This is a genomic window from Plectonema cf. radiosum LEGE 06105 (assembly GCF_015207665.1).
Classification (GTDB): Bacteria; Cyanobacteriota; Cyanobacteriia; order Cyanobacteriales; family Nostocaceae; genus Rivularia; species Rivularia radiosa_A.
This window is the reverse complement of record NZ_JADEWL010000018.1, coordinates 36,485-62,574: the sequence shown is the minus strand read 5'-3', so window position 1 is coordinate 62,574 and position 26,090 is coordinate 36,485. Positions and strand designations below refer to the sequence as shown.

20 protein-coding genes are annotated in these 26,090 nt (G+C 37.5%); 8 read left to right on the top strand and 12 right to left on the bottom strand.

Translation table 11 applies throughout. The features are described from left to right. Positions 1 to 235 precede the first annotated feature (235 nt). The 3 genes from IQ247_RS08655 (at position 236) to IQ247_RS08645 (ending at position 4,058) form a co-directional block, all read left to right on the top strand. A complete protein-coding gene (locus tag IQ247_RS08655) occupies positions 236 to 1,171 on the top strand; it encodes a LysR family transcriptional regulator (RefSeq protein ID WP_193918974.1) in 936 nt (311 codons plus the stop codon). 103 nt (positions 1,172 to 1,274) lie between these two features. After that, entirely contained in the window at positions 1,275 to 2,327 is a 1,053-nt protein-coding gene (locus IQ247_RS08650; protein WP_193918973.1) for an anthranilate phosphoribosyltransferase family protein, read from the top strand. A 372-nt stretch (positions 2,328 to 2,699) separates the two neighbouring features. Further along, positions 2,700 to 4,058: a PrsW family glutamic-type intramembrane protease gene (locus IQ247_RS08645; protein WP_193918971.1), complete on the top strand. Its 1,359-nt coding sequence runs from the start codon at positions 2,700 to 2,702 to the stop codon at positions 4,056 to 4,058. Between the two features lie 230 nt (positions 4,059 to 4,288). Here the strand turns inward: IQ247_RS08645 and IQ247_RS08640 are convergent, their stop codons facing one another. The 4 genes from IQ247_RS08640 to IQ247_RS08625 form a co-directional block, all read right to left on the bottom strand. Then, a complete protein-coding gene (locus IQ247_RS08640) occupies positions 4,289 to 4,945 on the bottom strand; it encodes a hypothetical protein (protein ID WP_193918969.1) in 657 nt (218 codons plus the stop codon). Between the two features lie 171 nt (positions 4,946 to 5,116). Next, positions 5,117 to 6,718 (bottom strand): CHAT domain-containing protein, encoded by a 1,602-nt coding sequence (locus IQ247_RS08635; protein ID WP_322745463.1) that lies wholly within the window; start codon positions 6,716 to 6,718, stop codon positions 5,117 to 5,119. A gap of 61 nt (positions 6,719 to 6,779) precedes the next feature. Continuing rightward, positions 6,780 to 9,197 (bottom strand): protein phosphatase 2C domain-containing protein, encoded by a 2,418-nt coding sequence (locus IQ247_RS08630; protein WP_193918966.1) that lies wholly within the window; start codon positions 9,195 to 9,197, stop codon positions 6,780 to 6,782. 723 nt (positions 9,198 to 9,920) lie between these two features. Next, complete coding sequence (locus IQ247_RS08625; RefSeq protein ID WP_193919003.1) at positions 9,921 to 10,265, bottom strand: NAD(P)H-quinone oxidoreductase subunit M; 345 nt, start codon at positions 10,263 to 10,265, stop codon at positions 9,921 to 9,923. Positions 10,266 to 11,346: 1,081 nt separating this feature from the next. Between IQ247_RS08625 and IQ247_RS08620 the strand changes: the two genes are divergently transcribed. Further along, positions 11,347 to 11,628, top strand: a complete 282-nt coding sequence (locus IQ247_RS08620; protein WP_193918964.1) for an Npun_R1517 family heterocyst differentiation transcriptional regulator — start codon at positions 11,347 to 11,349, stop codon at positions 11,626 to 11,628. Between the two features lie 930 nt (positions 11,629 to 12,558). On the opposite strand, the gene IQ247_RS08615 is transcribed toward IQ247_RS08620, so the two are convergent. The 3 genes from IQ247_RS08615 to ctpB all read right to left on the bottom strand — a co-directional run bounded on the left by IQ247_RS08615 (position 12,559) and on the right by ctpB (position 16,096). Beyond that, complete coding sequence (locus tag IQ247_RS08615) at positions 12,559 to 13,254, bottom strand: response regulator transcription factor (protein WP_193918962.1); 696 nt, start codon at positions 13,252 to 13,254, stop codon at positions 12,559 to 12,561. An 83-nt stretch (positions 13,255 to 13,337) separates the two neighbouring features. After that, complete coding sequence (locus IQ247_RS08610) at positions 13,338 to 14,306, bottom strand: glycosyltransferase family 2 protein (protein ID WP_193918961.1); 969 nt, start codon at positions 14,304 to 14,306, stop codon at positions 13,338 to 13,340. Positions 14,307 to 14,767: 461 nt separating this feature from the next. After that, positions 14,768 to 16,096, bottom strand: coding sequence for a carboxyl-terminal processing protease CtpB (ctpB, locus tag IQ247_RS08605; protein ID WP_193918960.1), 1,329 nt, complete (start codon positions 16,094 to 16,096; stop codon positions 14,768 to 14,770). A 375-nt stretch (positions 16,097 to 16,471) separates the two neighbouring features. Between ctpB and IQ247_RS08600 the strand changes: the two genes are divergently transcribed. Continuing rightward, positions 16,472 to 17,179, top strand: a complete 708-nt coding sequence (locus IQ247_RS08600) for a YdcF family protein (protein ID WP_193918959.1) — start codon at positions 16,472 to 16,474, stop codon at positions 17,177 to 17,179. Between the two features lie 43 nt (positions 17,180 to 17,222). Here the strand turns inward: IQ247_RS08600 and recJ are convergent, their stop codons facing one another. The 3 genes from recJ to IQ247_RS08585 all read right to left on the bottom strand — a co-directional run bounded on the left by recJ (position 17,223) and on the right by IQ247_RS08585 (position 21,258). Further along, positions 17,223 to 19,622, bottom strand: coding sequence for a single-stranded-DNA-specific exonuclease RecJ (gene recJ, locus IQ247_RS08595; RefSeq protein WP_193918958.1), 2,400 nt, complete (start codon positions 19,620 to 19,622; stop codon positions 17,223 to 17,225). 112 nt (positions 19,623 to 19,734) lie between these two features. After that, positions 19,735 to 20,364: a GNAT family N-acetyltransferase gene (locus tag IQ247_RS08590; RefSeq protein ID WP_193918957.1), complete on the bottom strand. Its 630-nt coding sequence runs from the start codon at positions 20,362 to 20,364 to the stop codon at positions 19,735 to 19,737. 18 nt (positions 20,365 to 20,382) lie between these two features. After that, positions 20,383 to 21,258 (bottom strand): PD-(D/E)XK nuclease family protein, encoded by an 876-nt coding sequence (locus tag IQ247_RS08585; RefSeq protein WP_193918956.1) that lies wholly within the window; start codon positions 21,256 to 21,258, stop codon positions 20,383 to 20,385. 52 nt (positions 21,259 to 21,310) lie between these two features. Between IQ247_RS08585 and IQ247_RS08580 the strand changes: the two genes are divergently transcribed. Further along, positions 21,311 to 22,105 (top strand): polysaccharide lyase family 20 protein, encoded by a 795-nt coding sequence (locus tag IQ247_RS08580; RefSeq protein WP_193918955.1) that lies wholly within the window; start codon positions 21,311 to 21,313, stop codon positions 22,103 to 22,105. 157 nt (positions 22,106 to 22,262) lie between these two features. Here the strand turns inward: IQ247_RS08580 and IQ247_RS08575 are convergent, their stop codons facing one another. Both IQ247_RS08575 and def read right to left on the bottom strand, forming a co-directional pair. Next, the gene (locus IQ247_RS08575; protein WP_193918953.1) at positions 22,263 to 22,469 is read right to left on the bottom strand and encodes a hypothetical protein; all 207 of its coding nucleotides are present in this window, start codon (positions 22,467 to 22,469) and stop codon (positions 22,263 to 22,265) included. Positions 22,470 to 22,480: 11 nt separating this feature from the next. Then, a complete protein-coding gene (gene def / locus IQ247_RS08570) occupies positions 22,481 to 23,044 on the bottom strand; it encodes a peptide deformylase (protein ID WP_193918951.1) in 564 nt (187 codons plus the stop codon). 320 nt (positions 23,045 to 23,364) lie between these two features. Here def and IQ247_RS08565 point away from each other — a divergent pair, with 320 nt between their 5' ends. After that, positions 23,365 to 24,819, top strand: a complete 1,455-nt coding sequence (locus IQ247_RS08565; RefSeq protein ID WP_193918949.1) for an ATPase domain-containing protein — start codon at positions 23,365 to 23,367, stop codon at positions 24,817 to 24,819. 83 nt (positions 24,820 to 24,902) lie between these two features. Next, positions 24,903 to 26,018 carry an ATP-binding response regulator gene (locus IQ247_RS08560; protein WP_193918947.1) on the top strand — a complete coding sequence of 372 codons (1,116 nt, stop codon included), beginning with the start codon at positions 24,903 to 24,905 and terminating at the stop codon, positions 26,016 to 26,018. Positions 26,019 to 26,090 lie beyond the last annotated feature (72 nt).

Sequence of the window (26,090 nt, the reverse complement as noted above, 5' to 3'; positions counted from 1 at the left end):
TAATTTGAATTATCTATACTTCTATTAAGAAAATTACTTGATAGTATTTTAAGAAAAAATATTTATAAAAATGGACTTAAATAGCATTGAATACCGATATTAAGGTAGAATTGCCAACATATTTAGCTCAATTAAAAATTGACAACTAAAAAATATCTGTAGCAAAACTTACTAAAAATTCTTTAGGGATACGTTAAGTTAAGTTTGCCGTAAATGTAACTACAGCTACTTCAAAATGCGGCTAGAACAATTGCAAGCCTTCTTAGCGATCGCCGATACTGGCAGCTTTCAAAAAGCAGCACATCAATGTAGTGTTACCCAATCTACAATCAGTCGTCAAATTCAGTCATTGGAAGCAGATTTGGGATTTGAATTGTTTCATAGAACTAGTCAATCAAAATTGACCTTAGTAGGTGAAACTTTATTACCTCGCGCCCGTAAAATTTGTTTAGAGTGGCAAACTGCGAAGCAAGAAATAACCGACTTGATATCAGGTAAACAGCCAGAACTTTGTATTGCCTGTATTCCTTCCGTATGTGCTTATTATTTTCCACCTTTATTGCAATCATTTTGCAAGCAATACCCTGATGTCCAATTACGGGTAACATCATTAGGTAGCGATCGCGCATTGAAAGTTCTCAAAGACGGGCTTGTAGATTTAGCAATTGTCATGAACAATCGTTTTCTTACCATGAGCAAAGAAATGGTTGTCCAAACACTTTATGAAGAACCCATAGAAGTTCTAACATCTGCCAATCATCCATTAGCTGAATATGAATCCATTCCTTGGTTGGAATTAATTAGGTATCCTCAAGTAATTTTCAAAGAAGGTTATGGAATGCAGCGACTAGTACAAAATCAATTTGACCAAACCGGCACATTACTTAAAGCAGCTTTAGAAGTTAATACCTTAGATGCTTTCCGGGGAATAGTACGTCAAGGAGAATTAATCGCTTTATTACCAAGTTCAGCATTAATTGAAGCGCGTTTTGACCCCAGTCTTGCAGTCCGTCCTTTTCATATTAACAACAATGGCTCTTCCGTCAACCGTGTATGTTTAACTCGTAAAGTAGTAATGGTAACAACTCAAGACCGTTTACAAATTCCTCCCATCCAGTACTTTTGGAATCTAGTTTGTGAACATATACCAAAACAGGTAAAGGGATTTTAGATTTTAGATTTTAGATTTTGGATTTTGGATTAGGAGTTAGGAATTAGCAGTTAGGAGTTAGGAGTAAGCTTATAACTGATAACTGATAACTGATAACTGATTTATGAGCAATTCATTTAGAGATTTACTAAAAAAAATAGGTAGTGGGGAACATACTAAAGAAGATTTAACTCGTGCTGAAGCAAAATTAGCGACTAAAATGATGCTTTTGGGTGAAGCAACACCAGCACAAATTGGCGCTTTTTTAATTGCACACCGCATCAAACGACCTACTAGTGAAGAATTAGCAGGAATGTTGGATGCTTACAGCGAACTTGGACCAAAATTACCAGCAATCAACGACGAGCGACCAGCTATAGTTTTTGGTATACCTTACGATGGTAGAACCCGCACTGCACCAATTAGTCCGATAATCGCTTTATTATTAGCTTGTTCTGGACAAAATGTGATCATGCACGGTGGCGATCGCCTTCCGACAAAATACGGACTTTCCTTGGTAGAAATTTGGCAAGGTTTGGGTGTTGACTGGACAAAGTTAGAATTACCCAAAACCCACCAGGTCATGCAAAAAAGTGGAATCGGCTTTGTTTATACACCACTGCATTTTCCCTTAACAGCAAGTATTTGGGAATACCGCGACCAAATCGGCAAGCGTCCACCTTTTGCCACTATGGAATTAATTTGGTGTCCTTATGCTGGTGATGCTCACATCGTTACCGGGTTTGTTCATCCACCCACAGAAGAAAGGTTTAAGGCAACTTTATGTGAAATTGGAATTACTAAGTTTACAACGGTAAAGGGGTTAGAAGGCAGTTGTGATTTACCACGCGATCGCACCGCGATTATCGGTTTGGGAAATGGTGCAAATCCCATAGAAAGATTACTTTTGGTTCCTCGCGAATACGGCTTTACTACTCAAAATGTACCTCTGGGTAGTAGTGAAGAATTATTGTCAGCAATGAAATTAATCTTGCAAGGTAAATCATCAGAGCTAATGCAAACAGCACTATGGAATGGCGCGTTTTATTTATGGCGTTGCGGAATTTGTAGTGATATGTCTTCGGGTTTAGCAACAGCCAAAGAATTATTCTACTCTGGTGCGGTGTTAAAAAAACTTCAAGAATTGCAACAAGCAATTAACTCCTGTCATAATTAATTTTAGTTCCCAAGTCTGGTTCTTCTCCCAATTCCCCATTACCAATTCCCCATTTTCAATTCAGAAGTCAAGACTCTAAATATACAATTAAATCAAACTACATCAAAAAGGCTTTTTCCAGAACCTTATAAATGCGTAAAATTTACAATTAAACCAAGCCAAAACACTGCTGATTAGCGTAGACTAAGGATTACGGTAGTACTAAGAAGGGATTTTTAAATGATAAATAAATTTTCACTTCTGAGCAAAGGTTGAACTATAGTGTATTAAACGGCATGGAAAGTTAAAAATACAATAAAAATACAATTGTGTGGTTAAGTCTTACTGCCTACCAAGACCCATTTATTATAGTTGAGAAATAATACTGACTCGATGACAGGCAAAAACGCAAGACAGAATGCATTTCTGCGGCTAGTGTCTGGTAAGGAATTAGAAACAGTTGAGCAACGCTACTCGCTAATTCCAACTTCAGAGGCAGTAATTGGACGCGATCCTCACTGTCAAGTTGTATTAGATGCATTACAGTATCGCATGGTATCTCGCCGTCATGCGGTGATTCGTCCTTTAAGTTTATCCCCCGATGGTGAAATCAGTTGGATACTCTGCGACTTAAATAGTGCTAACGGTACCTATCTAAATGGAAAACGCTTGCAGGAATGCCAGCAAATTTTTCCTGGCGATCGCATTACTTTGGGCTACGATGGACCTGATTTGGTTTTTGGTAGCGAAATCGTTGAACGAAAAACAACCATTTCTAATCATACATCCTTCCATTCCACCGCAAATTCCTCAAATTATTCCAAACCAGACTCAGTTAGCTTCACTCAATTATTTCCCATTATTTCTACAGGTAAAGATTTAACTCGCAAAGCTTATCTAATACCTGGAATTTTAACGGTGATATTTGTAGTATTAATGTTTGCCACGGTAGGAAAACCCCAAGCAAACCAAATTATAGTTGCTGTTTATATTGCCTTTGCAGCTTATTATTTTATTTATCAGTTATGTGGCAAGCATAAACCTTGGTGGGTTCTATTAGGGGTAGGTTTATCCACAACTTTAATTTTACTTAGTCCCCTATTAGATTTATTTATTTTTATATTTCGCGAGATTTTACCCGGTAGTCTACCTTCTACACAAGAATCAATTACTTTTACTGAATGGCTGGTGCGGATGTTTTTCGGTGCTGGTTTGATGGAAGAACTACTCAAAGCATTGCCAGTTGCCGGTATATATTTTATCGGTTTAGGATTGTCTTCCCCTTGGCGAGAACGTGTCGGTCTTTGGGAACCTTTAGATGGAATATTGCTTGGAGCAGCTTCTGCTGTAGGTTTTACCCTGTTGGAAACACTTGGTCAATACGTGCCAGAAGTTACTCAAAATGCAGCAATTCAAGCAGGAACTGAAACTGGTCAATTAGTAGGGTTACAACTGTTGATTCCGCGAATTCTCGGTTCTATCGCTGGACATATGGCTTATAGCGGATATCTTGGGTATTTCATCGGTTTAGCCGTACTTAAACCAAAATTAGCAGGACAAATTTTATTGGTTGGCTACCTTAGTGCGTCAGCCCTTCACGCTTTATGGAACGCAACTGGTGCTATCAGTGGTTTATTTTTAGTCGTCGTAGGTGTGTTATCTTATGCTTTTTTAATGGCTGCAATTCTTAAAGCAAGAGCGCTTTCACCGAATCGCGAACAAAATTTTGCTACCCGCTTTTTCGGAAAATAACTAATTGGTAATGGGTAATTGGTAATGGGTAATTATTAACTGTCAACTGTCAACTGATATATGTCTTTTGATAGATGAGGCTGGAGAGTAAACTATCATATCTTTTAAAGAATCATGGATAAATCTACCCGAAGAAATAAAAATTACAAAAATAGCATAGCTCCAGCCATCGCAAAAGTAAATTGATTGCATTGGCTTTGCAACTAAAGTAGAAAATGGCGGCAAAAGTTTTACTCTTCTGCTTGAAAGCTATTTAACTGATTTAATGCATGATAAGCAATAGCTAAACCAACTTTTGCTTGTTCAATTTCTGATAAAGCTGCCCATTCACGATTATCCTCTTGATTGTAATTAGCTAGAGTTGATTCGACTTTAGTATGGGAACCACTTCTAGTTGCATAAGCTAACGGACGTGCTAAAACCATGATATCGTCAACTTCTAAACTCGGTAATACAGCTTGGACGCATTCAATCAGTTGTTCTGTGATTGACTGTTTTGCATTGAAAATTTCTGCTGCTTTCTGAGCAATCAAGTTTATCCAATCTTTAGGCATACTATTACAAAACTCTTTTTGTAAATTCTTTTGCAGCTTGACTGCTACTGCTTGATTTGTATTACAATTGTAGTGTGCTGAAGTCTCGACCTTAGACCAAAGGGCATCTAATTGGTTGTGAAAAGCTTCACAGCGCGTATCTAGTTCCTCGTCTAGCAAAGCCTGCATCGGGAATTGCTCTTCGAGTTGATTAAAATAAGCTTGAGTATTTTCTTCGTAGAGATTCCAAGGATAAGTATTATCTTCTGGTTCAAGTAGAGTTGCGAGTAAATCCACTTCGATTTGAGAAACCGAATTGCGAGAATTTGTTGAATCTTTCATTTTGTCAGTCATGTGTTGTCTCCCGGTGAATGAATTAGCGGTATTGACAGCTACAGCACCCAATATCTGGTTTCCGCAAACTGAAATTTTCTTTTATCTACAGTTATAACTTTTTGATTTGACGTAGCGACGTAGAGTCTATGTTAATAGTTAAAAGAGGAATAGTACCCATTTGATAAACATCTAATTTTCAATCCGAAATTCCCAAGTTTGACTTTTAGTGCTACCAAACTTTAAATGCATTCCCGATTCTAAAGGTACTTCGCCTCTGTAGATTTGTTGCCAGCCACCGGAGCGTAAAATCCAAGTCGTACCATAGGTGGATAAATCTTGTAAATAGTAAGTTTGCACTTGAGTATTACCTACTAAACTATTGCGACATAAAATTTCAGCATGACGCTTTGAAACTGAAGGTTCTCGGATTACAATATCATTTTCTCTAGTGCGACCGATGCGAGTAACTCCGGGTTTCAATAACCAAATTTTACCTCCTGGTTGCAAAGAACGTAAGGAAACATTTGCACTACCAGGAATAAAAGTTGTGGGTATTTCTGTAGCACCTTCTTCAAAACTCTTGAGCAATTCACCGTCGAAGTGGGGATGTAAGTAAAGAACTGGTAAAGTCCAAGCAGGCTGGTTGAAATGATAAATTGTTAATAATCTTTTTCTACCTTCGGCAACAGCTTCGTCAATGGGTTTGCGACTACGTAAAGCTAAAGCAAAAGTTTGAATAAAACTGTGACTTTCCTCATCAGTAATTTCATCGCGCATTCCCAGTACTGCGGGAACCCCTTGACGTATCAATACTTCTGCTAAACTACTGTGAGCAATAGCCCGGTTTTTATTAGAGAAAGGTTGCGCTCCCCAACAAGCATTGAAAACTGCCAATTTGACATCACTACGGGTTAAAGCTTGTGCCAGTTCCATACCATTAAGAGTCATCTCATTTTGTAAAAATAGAAACCCCCCGTCCGGACCTGGCAACCCATGACCGGCGTAAAAGAAAACATTGTAAGCTTTAGTATCTAATTCCGAAATGAGCTGTTCTGGAGTTGGTTTTACCAGGGTATTTACCATGCAAGGCGCGTATCCGGCAGAGGTACTACCCAGCGAATGACTCCCAGAAAGAGTTTGCTCTAAAATAGCTGCTTCTTTTTCGAGTTGTAGGTTTTCATCTTCTCCTAAAACTAACAAGATATTTAAAGCGTGATCGGTTCCTGAACAAGAAAGCGGTTCAACTTGAGAAGTAGTGCGACTAAACAACAGATGTTGCGAAAGCGACATTGCAGGTTGTCCGGGTTCGCGCTGCATAATTTCCCAAGGAAGAGCAATTAAATCTGGGTCGCGGATTTCCAAACGAAAGCGCAAGCGTGTATGCTGACCCATAGCAATACCGCGACTCCGTTCCAAGCTGCCAAGAATTTCTCCCTCGAATGTCCAACGCCATAAACTAACTCCCATATATTGCATCAAACGGCTGCTATAGCTAGTTTTTTGACCAGAAACGGATGGTAGGGAATTCAACGGAAGTGGATTTATGGTTTCTGATTTATTTTTTGGCGATATATCCAAGCGCGAATGTCCGGCAAACATTTGTTGCCATTCCAGCCAAGCTTGATTTAGCTCTTGCGACCATACACAATCATGTAATACATAACCACTCGGATAGGGAGCATTCACCACCCAAATTGCAAAATTGTCAGTGCCTGTATGAACGAGACGGGCGATCGCCAGGTTAAGGGATGGCATGGATTCTTTAAAAAAGGCTAAATTTTTTTCAAGCAAAATGTTTGCCCAAAAATTATCTTTTCAGGCGATTACCTGTATTATTTTAGTTTCTTATAGTTTATCGAGTTTTGGAATCAGTGCTGTTACCCGTTTGGGGTAATGTTGTTTTATCTCTGATACTATCAGGACTGTTGGGGTTTTGCGAGTCTTCAACAGGCGATGCAGTGGAAGGATCTTCAATTTTGGGAGCTGAACTATCTGCTGTAGAACAGTCCTTGGGTGCCGTCGTTGGGTTGGAAATTGCGACATTTGACGTTGTAAGTTCAGAACGTTTAAGCCATAATTCTTCGCCCGGTTTAGGTAAGGTGGTGTTGGCGGTAGGGGTTAGTGTTGGAGTCGGCAAATCTTTTACCCCCTTTGCATCTCCAACTGAGCATACCTTAATCTGTAACCAATAGTCTTGTGATGAAGGAATCTGCTCTTTTTGCACTACCTGTAATAAACTCGCTGGTGGTGCATAAATTGGTACTGGCTGTTGGGAAGTTGTACTCTTATCAGTAGGCGTTGTTTTACTTCTAATCAGATTAATTTCTGTTTTAGTATTGATTAACCAATTTTGGTCTATTTTGGCGAGTCTTTGGGAATTATCATCAATTAAAGTTTGGGGACTGTTGGGGGTTCTTGTATTTGTTGATGCTACTGGTGTTGACTCAACATTTCTGCTTAATAATGTTTGCCTCCAGAAGTATCCTAATGCACTACCCAGAATCGTTAGTAAAGCAATTATTCCTAACATTAGGGGTAATTTAGAAACTTGAGGAACAACTTTTTTAGTAATTACTTGGGTTTTCTGATTGGAAACATTTTGTGTTGCCCCAGCTATACGGGAAGAATCAACTGCCGGAATTAACGAAATATCCGCAAGACTTGCTTCTAATGGTGACTTTGGCTCGGAATATTTAGTTTGGCAATGCATTAAGCCAATAGTCACATTGTCATGACCATTTTGATTGTTAGCAATCTCTAACATTTGCTTGGTAACGCTAACTACATCACCCTTGTTGTTGAGTAATGGCAAAATTTCCGTTTCCCAGTATTGTTCGATACGGTCAAAATCACTTAACCCGTCGGAACACAATAGAAAAACACAATCTTCATCAAGGATAAACCGCTGTGCTGTTGGGTGTAAAGCACTACTTGCATTCATCCCTAATGCTTGTACTAATGAACCAGAAGCAGCTTGCTGTACAGCATCGCGATAAATCGCGTAGCCCAATCGTACTTCGCGGGAAGCCACATCATCGTCAAGAGTTATTTGGTGACAGTTATTGCGGGTAATTAAGTAAGCGCGACTGTCCCCAACGTGAGTAATATACATGGAATGGGCAACTGGTAATGCTATGACTACAGTGGTTCCCATACGTTGTCGTCCTTGACGATTTTCGCTGTCGTTACGCTGGCTAATTTTATCGTTAGCAGCAGCAGCAGCCCGTTCTAAGTCCGTAAGTAGGGCAGCCGAATTAATATGATCTCCTGGTAAATTTGCTAGTTGACTTACCTGCTGTTGAATCGTCTCAATCGCTAAATTAGAAGCTACATTGCCTCCTTCATGTCCACCGATACCATCACAAACAATAGTTAAAGCCGACTTTGATGGTGGTTTGGAGATAGTAGTACCACTTTGGGGGTAACAAGCATCTTCATTCCGTTGACGGCTAGTTCCTTTATCAGTCACCGTAAACACTTTGATGGTAGAATCGTGGGATTGGCTTAATGATGTTAATCCCCGGTCTAAAAGACCAACTAACTGTTCGCTCGAATGTATTTTCCCTTCAATTAACAAACCACAAACTTCCCCCAGAAAATTGCGAATCGCAGGTTGTGCTTGTGCAAGTAACTGTTGTTGCCAAAACTCTCCTAAAGCTGACAAGGCTGGTGTACTTTCCCCATCAGAACTTAATTCTAATAACCTGACTATCGAACCTTCTACCCGAACCAAATTTTTTGCCAGTAAGCTAGAACCAACACCAAAACTTACCAAAGGTTGCCATAATTGGGCTATTTGCCACAGCCAATTAAGTTGCCGTAGGGACGTTGCATTCTTCCAAGCATCTGTCAATTTGCCACACAATTTTACTTTGAGCGGCGCTTCACTCAAAATAACCGGGGGTTTCTCTAAAAGTAATATTTCTGTAGAGGTGTTACCGACATTTAAAGTCAACAGCCCGTAAACTTGAGGAACGTGTAAGCGATAGGGAATTAATCTCAGATAAGATTTAATCTCATCCAACCTTTGTTGTTCAGGTATTTCTGGCAGAATTCCTGGTTTGGTATCTAATAAAACATTATCTTCAATAATTAAATAACGCTCTTGTAACAATTCCCCAGAATTACCCAAAATCGAATTATCCGCCACAGCCCAGAGATAACGTTTGGGCAGAGGTGTGGAGCATTGCTGGCAAAACTTGTGGGTAAGGGGGTTAGCAGCTTGACAAAGTTCATTTGGACAGTAGAGCGTTGCCGCGTCATTTTCCATAGTTTCCCACCGAGAAGGCGATTGGCAAGTTATTGTTTATTCATAGAGAATGGCTATATGACCATTCGTATTTATATAAAACGATATATTACATTTTGACCGGGGAATGCCGATCAGCTTACTGCCCGCCGTTGCACGGCAGTGTACCGCTGATTCGCAACTTAGAACAGACACGAGAGTAAATAGTATAGCAATTTATAAATTTCGTCCTTGTAATTAGCCATAATAATAAGCCTTTTAAAGAAAGTATATAAAAAATTACCAACTCTGGCATGATGCTCATACCATTTTGTAGGCAAACATTCTCTCAGAAAGAATCTTGCCATACACTTTATTGAATATTATTTCTTAATTATTTATTTGTTTTCTACATATATTTCTACTTTACAAATCATTAGACATTTAAAAAAATAAATATTTATATTTTTTTAGTTATCTAAATATATCGTCCTAATAAGCAGTTCGTCTCTCATTTATTACCTTAGGGTTTGCTCCCCCAAAGTGAGGTTTTGTTTAAATATGTTTAAGTTTATACAATTTTAACAATCTGCTGATGCCAATAAAGATGAATTCCAGTGCAACTTTCCGCCGATGCCTTATCATCACAAAGCATTCGGCAGAAAGGATTATCAACTATACAAAAATTATCTCGGAGCAATCCTTGGATTTTAAGGACTTAAGCATTAATTAAAATTTGTGTACAGTCTCAGTAAACAAGCAATTCTAATTATTTTCATCCGCTGCGAGTCGGGGAAGCCCCATACTGTAATTGCTGACTCGTCCGGATATGTTGTAGCTAATTGAGCCAAGTTGTAGAAGCGAACGCACAAAATGCTCTAAATCCGAGCCAATACGACGTAAATTATAATCAGTTAAGTCCGCACCGCTGTTAGCTTCGACTAATTCATCAAATTTACGATATACAACCTGTAAACTGTCCTCACTCCAGGTGAATTCATTATCTGGGTCAACATCTAAAGTTAACACCTGATTGCTAGGAATTAATTCACCATCTTCAACTTCTGCCGCAAAAATACGGATATGGCGAGTTGTTGATTTGAGCAGCATCTGCTTATCCATAGGAGCTTTTTTTAATAAAGGTTAAGTAACACTGCAATTATTGTAGACTCTAAATTCTTGCTTGAAACCTCAACTACAGCAGTAGCCAAAATAGGACATTTCCCTGTTAAGAGTTAAGACTTGCGGCTAGCCTGTTCCCTTAATCTGGATTTCTCACAAGTAAGTGGTAAGCGTTGAGTGACCGATTGATTTTCCCACTACTCACTACTCACTCTTACTACTACTTCCAACTTCCTTCTTGTTTGTGAGAAATGTGGGTTAAGAACAAAATATGATGTCTTAACCAATATGACCATTGCGATACGATCGCAGATTGTTCAGTCAACAAACCCGTTACCATCATAGACTTTAATCCAAATATTAAATAAACGCCGATGATTGTTTTAATTCCATTGGCTTAAAAGAGCTGGTGTTTTGATCAATTGGGGAACCAGGAATTGAACATAAAAGTCACTCTGGTAAGCTTGAATCGCCGCTTGTTGTAAAGGGATTACAATTACTTAGCCCTCTTATTGATCAAAAATAATTTAGGAGTGGTGTTAATTGATGCTCCTTTACTAAAATTACCCTCAAAATTTTTGGTCTTAACGGTCAATTGTATTTTTTTGATGAATAAAACATACATATAGTAGTTTCACGGAATTGCTAAACAACAACATTAGGCTATAGTCTAATAAAATGATTTCAGCGTTTTTACTTACGTAGTATTACTCTTATTTTAGTTAAAAGTAAAACTGTTGTTGACGTGGAGATAAGTTTGATGTAAAAACCTTTAAAAAGCTCTAGCAAGTTCTTACAGAAACTTCATTGTATAGAAGTTTAAAAACTGAATAATAGTTTATGGTTTGCTAGAACTGTAAGGAGCGCATGAACATCAAAATTATAGACAATCAAAGTCTACTTAAAAACCACCAACCGGAGAGTGAAATGCAACACAAATAAAAATGGATAATTTTTCTTCTTGCAAAGTCAGACACTACTTTCGATTTCAAACAAAATATAAAGAACTTTTGCTTGAGATAAAACTCCTCAACCCTTATGAACAACGAGTAAAGGAATCGTAACAATTATGAACTCGAAAGCATTACCACGCCAAATAAACAACGTCGAAGTAGGTGTTTATGAGTGCGAAATCAATCTCAAATTTCGGCTGATTGAGGAAAAGAGTTTACTGCGCGATCGCGAACAACTCTTGCAAGTACTGCTAGAAGCACTAACTGAAGGCTCCGACGACTTTTTAGAGATATTGCAGCAGGCTGTTAAACTTCATGAGACAACTGAGTTGAAAGCTTCACCGCAAATGCGACGACAGTTAATGCGGTTGCGTAATTCCAACGAAATCAATCAATAGCTAACATTGCTGTACAGAGTAGCGGTAAATTGTGTAGCTAAGAAAGAGAAAAGTTTTGGTAAATGTTTAAGTTTAAATCCGGAACTTAATTTTTTCCCACAACAAACAAACTGGTATCACTCAAGGCTACTGTTGTTAACCTGGGTTTTGCCGAATCATTCTCGAAAGCGTCTACCCAGCATCTACTTTGTTTGTTACGGGGTTGCGTCTACAAGTAACCTCAATGTTGGTGAAAGTAATGTATGGAAGTAATTGGGTGCCTACTAATCATCATTCTGGTCTTGCTTCAAGGCAGGGTTACAATCTACGAAGAATATTGACATACCAGGGAAGAAGATATTTAATCGGCATTGCACGAAAACTGTAGTATTCGTACCCTCCTTTAAGAAGGAATAAAATAACATAGGCAATTCCAGCATACGTTACCTCGAAAAGCATCTCCTAATTTTTGCTCTTTTCTTCATGGCATCAAGATAATAGTTCCCCAATTAAGCTTACCTAGAGTTGAAATAGAAGTAGTGCATGGGATGAGTCAGCATGAGTAAACTTTCATCCCATACATACTTTGATTTATCGACTAGATGACTTTGTTTTGTTTAGATACACGGAGGAAAGATTTTTTCTACTGGATACGTTTAATTTATACGTAAGGTTTGATTAGTTTTAAATTCTCGGTATAAATCATCTTCCCTTTACAGTTCACTACTTAATGATTACCTATCTTTTAATACCTGTAAATACGGTAAATTACTTAACTTTAATTCAGCTTAATTCAAGTAAATCCTTTTAAAATCAAATACAGGGATTTAATTTCAATAATATAAAGGTTAAAAATTTATCTGTTGACACAGGGAAAGCAAAAAGAAGCAGAAAAAAACTGAAAGTTACATTTATTGCTTGAGTAAATACTGAAAATCGAAATTGGTTTGATTAATTAGCTAAACCATGTTCTAAAGCAAACCGCACTAACTCAGTACGGCTATTAGTCCCGGTTTTACTAAACAAACGGCTAACATACTTTTCTACATTGCGAACGCTTGTCTCTAAACGTCTAGCAATTTCTTTATTCATTAATCCTTCAGCAACCAGATTTAAAACACTTTGTTCTCTGGGAGTTAAGTCAATATTGAAAGGTGGACTTGATTGAGTAATGCCAGTTTTTTGAGTCAGTAGAGCCTTGATTTGGGCTATCTGAGAAGCTAGTTCGGCTAAGTCTGGCGTTTCTCCTTCCTCCCCACCAGAGCTTGTTTTGGCAATGCGACGAGCAAGCAAATTCTCTACTATTGCCACTAACTCATCTGGATCGAAAGGTTTGGGTAAATAAGCATCAACACCAGCTTGATAACCTTGAATGCGATCGCCAGTCATTCCTTTTGCAGTTAAAAATATCACTGGTAATGTTTTAAACCGAGTATCATCTCGGAGTTGCTTGAGAAATTGATAACCATCCACTTGAGGCATCATAATATCGGAGATTACCAAATCTGGTGTATTTTGTTGCATCCAATCCCAAGCATCACGGGCGTTACTGGCAACCTGAACTTTGAAATTACTCGCTTCTAAGTAATCTTTCACGGCTTCGCGCAATCCGGGTTCATCATCTACCAGTAACAGTTGTGGTGTCATCTCGATTGTCCTGTATTGTACTTTTCTCAATTTAGCGAAATTTGGCAACAGTTATCAGTGAACAGTTATCTATTATTCATTCTTCAAAGCCATTCAATTTTCTCGGCTTGAGCAGGTAATTGCGCTTGCTGCTGTCCTAAGTAACGCGCTCTGGCTGTCAACAAACCAATTGGTGTGTTTACTAAGTCTACAAGGCTAGCTTTACCAAATAATGCTTTTAAACTGTTTTTAGGTACTTCTTTAACTAACCAACGCGCTAAGCCATAGTAACATTCATTAAGTGTGATCTCTCGCATCAATTCTACGCCGTGTAGCTCATGGAGATAGCTGTTTGAACGCCCATAACGTCGCCATTGACTCTTAAGTTCCTTTAATGTGGTTCGATGACGGTGCTGGACGATTGCTGTGGGCGCAAATTCTAAACTTCCCATCTCAAGCTGCAAAATTCGCCAACATATATCAGCATCACCTCCAGTTGTCAGGTAGGGACGGAATAATCCTGCTTTTTCTAGCCCTAACCGACGAATTGCTAAATTTGCTGTTTGTCCGTAGGCACAAAATTTATTTGCTAATGTATGTTTTTGCGATAAAGTTTCTTGCCGGTCTGCGTATTTCTCCAATAAGCTATTACCAGGTAACGCTGTAATTTCACCAGCGACAATTAGCACATTTTTATTGACAAAAGGCTGAATCAATGCATCTAACCACTGTGGTTGAGGACGGCAATCAGCGTCAGTAAAGGCGATAATTTCCCCTAGGGCTTGACGAATACCCGTGTTGCGTGCAGCGTAAGAACTTTGGATATTGTTTTCACTCAAAGCCCGAATTTTAATTGGGCAATTTTCTAACTGGAGTTTTAATAATTCAGATGTACCATCGCTACTGTTATTGTCTACCAATAAATACTCTACCCGTTGTTTTGGATAAGTTTGAGCGCCGAGACAATTAATTAATTCTGGTATATCTGCCGTACCATTATAAATAGGAACTACTACCGATACCTGCGGTTTAAAACTATTGGTAGCGGTTGTGTTTAATGACTCGTTGTTCATGAATTGAATTTTTTTAAATAGGAATTATTAGTCAAGGAGGAAATAATTACTAATCCTCTAGTTTCAAGTATTCCCAATCAAAAAACCATTATCTATCAATTTTAATAAATCGAGAATGTTCTAGTACTCCACGACATAAGTTTTGAGGGGTTTGTTCGTCTATCGACGTGCTGTAGAGACGTTATACATAACGTCTCTAGACAATTTTGGGAAAAACTAACCATTAATTATGAATGGTTAGCGAGGGTGCGTTCACGTACTTATAGGGGTATCCGATAGAACAGTGAAAATCCCCACGCTTTTAAGCGCAGGGAGTGTCAAATAAATAACCATCTTTAATATGGCAGCAGAAAGCTACCCAAAAAAGTCTAACAATGGGTAGCTTTGACCAGAAATTAAATTACAGTTTTATATCCACTACCAAAGCCTCTAAGACAAATAACCGATAGCTAATAAATTATTTAAGGCTTAGGTAACACCACAGATTTGCGAGAAAGTTGATTTTGCTCCCCAGATGCAAAATAGTTGTTTGATAAAATCGACAGCGCACGGGCATAATGAGGGTCTTGATTTGTTCCCAGCAATTTAGGATCGGAAGCAAGTTGACGTTCCTGCGATGCTGTCAAATCCATTTGTATATCGGGTGTAATTCCCTTTTTATTGATATCAGTTCCTTTAGGAGTATAGTAATGAGCAATGGTAATTGCTACACCAGAACCATCTGCTAGTTGATGGACTGATTGTACTAATGCTTTTCCAAAAGTTTTAGAACCAATTACTGTTGCTCGCTTGTTATCTTTTAGTGCGCCTGTAAGAATTTCACTGGCACTAGCTGAATTGCCATCTACTAAGACTACTAGCGGAAGATTTGTCAAAGCTGTACTGTTAGCTTTGGTCAATTCACTTCCACCTTTACGGTCTTCTGTACGAACAATATCACCTTTATCAAGCCACATCCGAGCAATTTCAATGCTTGCATTTAACAAACCACCTGGGTTTCCTCGCAAGTCTAGCACGAAGCCATCAACGTTACTCGCGTTCAATTGACGGATAGCACGCTGCATTTGCTCTGCTGCATGAGCGCTAAATTCCCGCAAACGAATATAACCAACCTGCCGATTACCTTCTTTTCTAAGGGTATACATCACAGTTGGTACTTCAATAGTCGATCGCGTCAACTTGATATCAAATGGTTTTTGAGTAGGTCTTCCTAAGCGCAAATTGATCGATGTACCCACCTTACCTCGAATTAATTCCGAGGCATCCTCTATTTTCATATTTTTGGTGGTTTTTCCGTCAATAGCCAAAATCACATCACCTGCTTTGATACCCGCTTTTAATGCCGGAGAGTTTTCTAAAGCCTCTACAACTGTTAAAAGCTGGGTTTGTTGATCTACCTCCATGCGAATACCAATCCCGGAAACTTCCCCAGAAGTCTGAGAAGTCAGAGTTTGATAATCTTGGGGATCCATAAAACGAGTGTATGGATCATTCAATTTTTTCAAAGTTTGACGAATTGCACTATAAGCTTGCTCGCGATTAGTATAGTTATTTTTTAACAAAGTCTTTCTGGTAGCTATCCAGTCTTGGTTGTTAAATGAGCCATCCACATATTCGCGATTTACTAATTGCCATACTTGGTCAACAATGGCTTTAGGGCTATCCTGTAGAGCAGCTTGAACGGAACGACACCAAACTGGACCAAATACAGACACTGCTGCTGTGGTGGCTATTGCTCCACTCATCAAAGCCGATTGCAGCGGTGAGTAACGTTTCGCTGATTGTTTCATTTATGTTTGCACGAATGATTGTGTTTTTGACAGTTTAGCAATCAGATAATCCTGAAACTGATAAGTTTTGCCATGAGGAATCTGACTTTTTGAGGCTTATTCTTGAAGTTTTTCTCAAAACACGCTTGTTAGCTCTCAATGCCGGTTTTTTAACTTAGTCGTCGGTACTCCGCCTTTCTTCGACGGAGCCTGCAACAACCGGCGTTCTCCGGTCAATTTCCTCCGCAAGCTTAATTCATTCCTATGCCACTTTCATCAGTGTCATACTAGCACTGAATTTTACTTTGTTTAATAGAGACTATCACTTAGCTATATAAGTTACATTTACTATGGAATTTACCAAAACTACAACAGACTATTTTATTCGGGTTTACCATGAATCGTAAAGTAAAAAATGACCGATTTTTTCAAGTTAGAAGACAATTTCAAAAATGGTGGCGTTTTTTACAAAGATTTACGATTGTTATGAGCTTGATAGTTACTATTTGGTTATTTTTTACTAGTATAACTGTATTTTTTGCCTCTTCCAAGCCAGTAGATGCTTTTTTCGTTTTGGGTGGTAGCATCAAACGAGAGATATATGTTGCCCAATTAGCAGAAAAATATCCGCAAATCCCCATTTTAATTTCTAGTGGTTCTCTCGATCCTTGTATTTGGCTGATTTTTCAACGGCAAGCTGCACCTATGAGTAATGTTTGGTTAGAAAAATGTGCTGACTCCACTTTTGATAACTTTTACTATAGTATTCCAATTTTGCAGAATTGGGGCGTGCATAAGGTGAAATTAATTACTTCTATGACACATTTACCAAGAGCTAAATGGATAGCACAAATACTTTTAGGCGCTCACGGAATGTGGGTAGAACCTGACATAATTCAAGAACAAGGTATTCCAGGAAATCGGGAACATTGGTTGAAAACTGGTTTAGATGTTACTCGTAGCTTAGTTTGGGCAGGATTAAGTCAAATCATCAAACCGCAATGTTCTCATGTCATACAGTTAAATAAAGTTAATTTACAAGAATGGCAAAGTCGTGGTTTTAAATGCGAACGTCAAGGAAATTTGAAAGTTACAACATTTTAGATTTTAGATTTTAGATTTTAGATTTTGGATTTTGGATTGAGAGTTAGGAGTTACTACTACCGGAGTTTGCAGTATTACCCCCAACCCTATTCCCTATCAATTGATAATTGATGATTGATATCGGTACTTTATTGAAATAATGTTTTTGAAATTCTTCTTCCCGTATTGCTGCAATAAATTTTTCGATGGCATCTGTTGTTTTATCAGTAGAATTTTTCTCATCTTTATGGCTAAATATCAAGTAATTATCTTCTGCTTTGATTGTATATCCTAAATTTTTTAAAGCTTGAAAACCTAAATGTAAGGTTTGGTTACTCATTGATAATTTTTCTAATATTTTTATGCGGGTAACGGCTTGATTAGTACGACACAAATATTTAGCTATTCCTACAAGTTTAAACCAAATTTCTTCTGGTGGTTGGGGATTAGTTTTTGACCACGCTAATGCTAAGGGTTGTTGTTTATGAAAGGAACGTCTTAACCATACTCGTAAATCATCCCAACGAGTTGGACATTCTTTAACCATAAGGGGAGAATCGCATAATGATGGATAGTTATTCGGGGGCATATTTCGCCAGTCTAAAATAAATGACAAACTGTTATCAACTGGATTAATTGCATTTTTAGCAGGGCGTACTGTTATCAATCGAATTTCATAACGTTTTTTAAAAGTGTTATAGTCTAGCTCAACTATACAATCACATTTCTGGGGTGGTAATTCATCTTTATAATGTCCCCACCAGATGCCGGAAAAAGTATTTGTAGTCGAGTCGTCTCGGATATTAAATTCTGTTTTGATGTACTGAATTTTTTGACCCCGCGAATCTTCTTGATTACGATGCCAAGTATTTTCAAACCAACAGTTTTTTATCAAAAGTTTTGGTACTGGATTACCCATTCCGCAGGGTTCAAGTAATTTTAATTCTAAAAATAATTCCTTCCCTAAGTCTGCAACGGTAACGATTAAATCTGCTTCGACTGTTGGTTTTGGTGTTATACCTCCGCTTATTTGTCGCAACCGCTGGTTAATTGCTTGTGTAAATAAAGCAATATTTTCTACTGGAATACTCAAACCTGCTGCAAACGGATGTCCTCCGAAACGATGCAGTAAATGTGCTTGATCTTTGACTAATTGATATAAATCTACTGAGTTAACTGAACGTGCTGAACCTCTTGCTAGGGTTAGGGATGGGGGTGATGGGGTGAAATTAATATTCTCTTTGTCGTCTTCTACTACTTCTTCTGTACTTAGTAAAATCGTCGGTCTTCCTGTATCTTGTGCGACTTGTCCTGCAACTAATCCCAGAACACCAACCGCCCATTGAGGGTCTGCGAGAACTATAACACTGGTGGTTGATAAGTCTATTTGAGAAAGCTTTTGAGCTACTTGACTGCCTACGTCTTTTTGCAAAGATTTACGACGGGTGTTTGCGAGTTCGGTGATTTCTGCTAGTTCACAAACGCGCTGATGCTCCCTACTAGTTAGTAATTCTACGCAAAAGCTTGCGTCTCCTTGAATACGACTGACAGCATTGATTCGCGGTCCCAAACCAAAGGAAATATCTGTAGGGCGATCGCCATTTTTCTGACACAATTCTAGCAGTCTGCCTACACCTGGTCTTCTTCTTGCTACTGGTGGTTTTTTAAAGTCCTGTTGTAGTTGTCCAATTCCTAATTGCGCTAAGTAACGACAATCTCCGCTCAATTGTACTAAGTCGGCGATTAATCCGACTGCTACTAAGTCTAATAAATCTTCTAATGGCTGTTGCGGTATTTGTGGCAAGCTGATGTAAAGAGCTTCTACTAGTTTATAGGCTACCGCTACTCCGGAAAGATGAAATAGTTGATGGGATTCGGGTAAATTGCGGGGATTAATAATTGCGGTTACGGGTGGACGTTCTGGTAGTAAGGTGTGATGGTCTGTAACAATAATATCTATATCTAAGTTGTTTGCATAGATGATTTCATCAATATTAGTGCTGCCAGTATCGCAAGTAATTATTAACTGGCATCCCTGCTGTTTAAGCTTTTCGATTCCGTGAATATTCAGTCCGTGAGATTCTGTTAAACGATTGGGAATGTAGTAATTTAACTGCGTATTTTTGGCAAAGAATTGTCCTAAACCATCCCACAATACTGCTGTAGAAGTGATACCATCAGCGTCGAAATCTCCCCAAATTGTCACTTTCTCATGGTTATTTCGGGCTTGTTGCAATCTTTCTACAGCTAAGTGCATTTCTTGTCCAAATTCAAAGGGACTTGCACTTTGATAAGTTTGAGGATTAATATGATTTTCTAACTGAATTTTATCTCTAATTCCTCGTTGCCATAATAATTGTGCAGCAAAATTACCTTTTGATGTAGATATATATGTTTGAACTAATTCTAGGAACCATTTTGGTGGTTCTTCGGTTGATTTAAGAATCCATTGTTGTTCGGACATTATCATATTTTGATCACGGATTGTAAGGGATTTCACGGATTCCACGGATTTAATTACCCATTACCAATTACCAATTACCAATTACCCATCTAAATCTAAATCTAAAATTTTATCAGCTTAATTGATTTTCTTCATCAAATTCTTTCTCTATAGGTTTAATAATCGTTTCACCACCAATTAGTTCTTGTTTGCGTGCGCGGATAGAATTAGAACGTCTGTAACCAGCCCTTTCTGCTTTTTGATGTTCGTATTCTATTAACCTGCCATATTGTTCGTGTTTGCTTAAATTCATCGATAAAAAAATATGTTGCCGTGTATTGCCAAAACCTTTACGATGAAAGAACTTAACCGCTGGAACATTCGCTGGATCTGTATCTGCAAGCATAAATCTTGCACCGTCTTCAATCATACGCGCAATCAGATTATCAACTAACTTATCTGCTACCCGACGACGTTGAAATTTCGGATTTACTCCCAACCACAAAATATAACCATAAGTCCAAGATGCTTTACTAATAATTGTTCCTAAAATAAATCCTGCTAATTCTTGATCAACCTCAGCAACCAAACAATATTCTGCATCTGTATTGTAAAGTCCAATTACCTCCCATTCATCCCAAGTTCTATATAAATAAGGATACAAATCACTAGTGAATAATTGTTCACCCAAATGAAAAACTGGCGCAATGTCATCAATTTTCAATTCACGAACGTAAACTACATTGTTATTTTCTGACTGCATAAAATAATTAAGAAGTTATTAACCTTTGATAGGTACTTCTTGAATGTTAGCTAAGTTAACTAATCTTACATCGACTCCAGGTAAGTTTTCAGACGATGATTTTGTATCAGAAACAACAATCTGTCTTTGACAACGAGAAGCATACTGACAATAATTGCACGTTTTGCTACCTTCGGATAGTTGAGGAAATTGTTCTCCTTGTTGATAAGCTTCCAGCCATTGAGTTAGCCGATTTAAATGTTGATTGAGTTTCTTTTTGGTTTGCTGATGCTGCGAAGAATTATAACTAAATTTAATGTTGTGTGGTTTGCTTTGAGACTGGACAAACCAATAAGTCATGGAAATCTTTTCTGGTGGATAATCGCTGGTTTCTGCTAATAGGTACAAATAAAGACGTGTTTGCCAATTGTATTGCAGTTTACGTTTACTTTCCGGTTTGGGATAAGTTTTCCAGTCAAAAATCTCTGCTTGTTCTGGATTTGCAATCAATAAATCGTAAATAGCCGTCAGTAGATAATTTTCTACTTGCAATGTACGGTAATGTTCGCTTTCGCGAAACGTTTCGCTATTTGCTATTTCTTCTGTTAAAATTTCTGGTGCTGCGATCGCAAAAGCTTTTATCCAATTTTGCAGTTGCAAAATATCATGATCTTTTTTGTCATTCTCATCAGCTTGCAAAAATTTATCAATTTCTAAACCCATTTCTTGCTGCTGCATCAGTAAGTGAAAGCGACTACCCTGCAACTGTTTTTCTTGATTTTCTGGGTTGATTGGGGGACGGAGTTGTTCTAAATAAGTATGTTGAAATTCACGGGGACAACGTTCTAATAAGTTAAGTTGTCCTTGAGAAATTCGCAGTAATTGATTTTGTGGCAAATTAGTTATGGAAATCATAATTTGTAAATTGATTTGTGTTATAAGTACATGGTATTGTTATGTTTGTATCATGAAAAATTTAGTTAGTCGTGTTTGTTTTCTTTTAGTTGTATTACTTGGAATTCAGTCTTCAAAAGCAAATACTCTTCGACATGATTTTGAAGAAACCTTATTTCAGAAGGGAGATGTTTGGAATGCTTTAGAAGCTTGCTGCGAACATTCTTATAAATATTCAACTACTACGTTTTATCAAGGAAAACAATCCGCTAAATTTGAATTGCGAAGGGATGACAAAGAGATTCATGACAGTAAGCGTTCCGAACTTGCCACAAGATTAGAAGAACCTGGGGGTGATAATTGGTATCGTTTGAAAATGTTTATCCCAGATGATTGGGAAACTGATTCCGATTCATTTGAAATTATCACTCAATGGCACAGTTATCCTGATTTTGATAAAGGAGAAAATTGGCGAAGTCCACCTTTATCAATGGGTATTAAAGGTAATAAAATTAATATACAAAAACAATGGGATTCTAAGGAAGTAACACAAAACAACACTCCGGAAGGTAAGTCAGTTTTATGGGAAGGAAACTTAGATGATTTGAAAGGGAGATGGGTTGAATGGACTTTTCATATGAAATGGTCTTATTTACAGGATGGAATCGTAGAAGTTTGGCAAGATAAACAAAAAATTGTGAATAGTAAAGGTGCCAATTCTTATAATGATCAAAAAGGTGTTTATTTAAAAATTGGTATATATAAACCAGATTGGAAATACAATCCCCAAAAATCTGTTGTCGATTCTCGAATAATTTATTTTGATGATGTAGAAGTTGGCTACGGCGAGAAAATTTCTGGCTTTTAATAACACTTAATAATCACTACTTTCAACCTCCAACCTTTAACCTTTAACCTTTGACCTTTCACCTATTCCCTGTATCCATAAAAATAAAAAGGTAAAAGGTAAAAGAACTAAGTTTAGCTTTGTTCCTTTTCCTTTTTCCTTTATTCGTACCTGATGCTTATTTCATATTAGCTCGCGCATCTCGTACTGCGGCAAAGAAAAACAAAATTGTCAATGGAATACTAATTCCCAAAATAATCGCCGTATTTTGCATTCCTAAATCTGGTTGTCCCGAAGTCAGTTCAAAAATTGAACCAACTGCTGCGATCGCAGCAATGCAAGAACCAAGTAAAAACAAACCCGCAATTGGAGTCATCGTGTTCATAAATTTTCCCCCTATGCTATTGATTTTACAGCTTGATGGGAAAAACCATACTTGGATAGCTCTTGGTTCAAAATTAAGGTGTTTTCTACTCGATCTACAAATACCACACCGTTAAGATGATCCATCTCGTGTTGGATACAGCGTCCGAGTAAATCCCCAACTTTCAAACTTTGGGGACGACCATTTTCATCTTTATAGGTAATTTCTACCATTTCAGGACGTTTAACATCCAGATAAACACCTGGAATGCTTAGACATCCTTCTTGTTCTACGCAGATGTTACCGTAGACTTTTTTAATCATTGGGTTAATTAAAATCAATGGCGGATTAGCTGCGTTATCCGGTTCAATATCTATAACGATAAGTTGTTTGTGAACTCCGACTTGGGGTGCAGCTAAACCAATACCGTCATTGCTGTACATCGTTTGCAGCATTTCGCGCACCAATCGACGAATTTCGTCATCCACCCTTGATATGCGCTTTGCAGGTTGTCTTAAAACCTTATCCCCCAAGTAATGAAGTTCCAAGGGCGGATTTTTTAACTTTTTTTTCTCAACAGCGATCGCAGAGGACATAGTTTTCTAACTCACAACTATCAACGTGAAATGGTTCCGCTTTACTTTATATTAGCAACCAGGTGCATCGGCAGGGGGTGGATTAGGAAACTCCGCTTAGGCGATTGTTTGATCAGATTTTTTGAGCATCTTAAGTATTTAATTAGATAATCGGCTAATGAGATATAAATAAGTCATTGGTTATAAGTTTAAAACAGGCAAATATCTGACATTAAGCCTTAGTTATGACATCTATATTTGGATAATAATTAAAGTACAATAATTGAGATTTGATTTAGATTTGACATATTATTGAATTTTACAGGGCGGAAAGTTGATTAATGAATTTAGCTCGTTTTTCTACCGGAATTGTAGGCTTTGATGAAATTCTTAAGGGGGGTTTAATCCCAAAGCGAGCTTATTTAGCAAGGGGTGGTCCGGGTTGTGGTAAAACTATTTTAGGATTGCACTTTTTGGCTGCTGGTATCGCAAAAAATGAGACAAGTCTTTATATTACTTTAGGAGAACCAGCAACACAAATTAAAACGAATGGTGCAATTCTGGGCTTTGATACTGAAGCGATCAATTTTCTGGATTTAAGTCCCGGTGCAGATTTTTTCAGGCAAATCCAAACTTATGATATTTTTTCCGCTGCGGAAGTTGAGCGAGAACCTACAACTCAAAGAATTATCGAGACTGTAGAATCACTTAAGCCAGTAAGAGTTTTGATTGATTCGATGACACACTTTCGCTATTTGTGTACTGATGATTTTCAGTTTCGTAAACAAGTATTATCATTTGTACAATTTTTATTGCAAGCTGGCGCAACGGTATTATTTACTTCTGAGAGTAGTCGAGAAGCTCCTGATGATGATTTACAGTTTATTAGTGACGGAGTAATTGACCTGCATAATTCCTTACAAGGAAGAAGTATTAGCGTTACTAAGTTTCGTGGTTCTAATTTTCTCCCTGGTTTACATTCGCTACGTTTAACTTCTCAAGGAATGCAAGTTGCTCCCAGATTACAACCACAAATTTTTAAACGAGAATTCAATCTTGAAACAATTTCGTCTGGTATACCAGAATTAGATGAATTGCTCCATGGTGGTATTGAACGGGGAACTGTAACAATTGTAACTGGTCCGACGGGTGTAGGTAAAACTACTTTAGGACTCCAGTTTATGAAAGAAGCAGCAGGAAGAGGTGAACGTTCGGTAATTTATAATTTTGAGGAAAATGAAGAAACTTTATTGGCTCGTTCTCAAGGGGTAAATATTCCGATTCATGCAATGATTGCAACTGGTAATTTGTCTATTGTCAGAGTTGAACCTCTAGACTTGACTCCTGACGAATTTGCCAATCTAGTACGTTACGAAGTAGAACAAAATAAAGCTCGTATTGTGATGATTGACAGCATTGCAGGTTACAGACTTGCCATGCGTCGTCGTGAAGATTTGGTGATTCATTTGCACGCTTTGTGTAAGTATTTACAAAATATGGGTATTACGGTAATTGTAGTTAATGAAACAGAAAATATTACGGGTGATTTCCGCGTTATTGAATTAGGTATTAGTTATATTGCAGATAATATTATTTTCTTACGTTATTTAGAAATTGATGGCAAAATGCAAAAAGCTATTGGTGTATTGAAAAAAAGGTTATCTGATTTTGAAAAAAGTTTGCGAGAAATAGAAATTACTCGTTATGGGATTAAAATTGGTAAACCATTAATTAATTTACGAAAAATTCTTAGTGGTACTCCAGAATGGGTAGATATAAATGATAATAAAATATGAATTTAAGCCTTTTTTTTTGATAGTAAGCAGCAATATTCGGAATTTAGAATTAGTTAATCAATTTGTGAGCAGAGGAATTAGGGATGAAAAAGATTTTACTACTTCTCGAACACAAGCAAAATCGATGTTTGCTATCCCATTCTTTGCAAGAAGCAGGTTATGAAATTTTTTATCCATCTGCTAATGATGATTTATTAAAGTTAGATAATTCTTTAAAATTAGATAATTCTTTTGATTTGTGTATTCTTGGTCCTAGAGCTTTAGATAAATTCAGCCATTGGGTAGAAGCAACCAAAAAAGCAGAAGAACCTGTTTTTCTACCGTTTCTTTTAATGACATCCCGCACTGACGTGAAAATGGTAACGCGACATCTATGGAAAATTATTGATGAGTTGATTACTAATCCCATAGAAAAAGTCGAATTGCAGGTGCGTATAGAAGCTTTATTACAAAGACGACAGTTATCATTAAAATTGAAAGCTGCTAACGATAATTTAAGAAATCTCAACGAATTAAAAAGCCGTTTTATTTCAGTTGCATCTCACGAGTTTCGCAATCCGCTGCATATTATTTTAGCCTACGCGCAAATGCTTTATCGTGGAAGTGAAAAGTTAACTCCAGAAAAGAAACACGAATTATTTGGGCGCATCAAAGCATCTTCTAGTAAAATGACTAATACTTTAGATGATGTTTTAACATTAACTAAAGGAGAATTGACACAGCAAAAGTGCAATTTACAATTTTTAGATTTACCAGAATTTTGCCGTCAACTTATCGCAGAAATTGAGGTAGGTGTCGTTACTAACCACAACATTAATTTTACAATTCACGGTGAATATACAAACGCTTATTTAGATGAAAATTTACTACGTCAGATTCTCACAAATTTGCTCACCAATGCAATCAAATATTCACCATCGAATAGTAAAATAGATTTTAATTTGACTTTTCAAAGTACAGAGATTACATTTAAAATCAAAGATAAGGGTATTGGTATTCCTTTAAAAGACCAGCCTTATTTATTTGAGTCATTTCGTCGTGCTTCTAATGTTGGTCAAATTCCCGGTACTGGTTTGGGTTTGGCAATTGTCAAACAATCGGTAGATTTACACGGTGGTAAAATTACTGTTGATACTGAAGTTGGAATCGGTACCACTTTTACTGTTACTTTACCATTAATTGATACAATTGATGAGTAATATTATGTCCGAATGATTTGGTAATTGGTTATTGGTAATTGGTAATTGGTAATTGGTAATTGGTAATTGGTA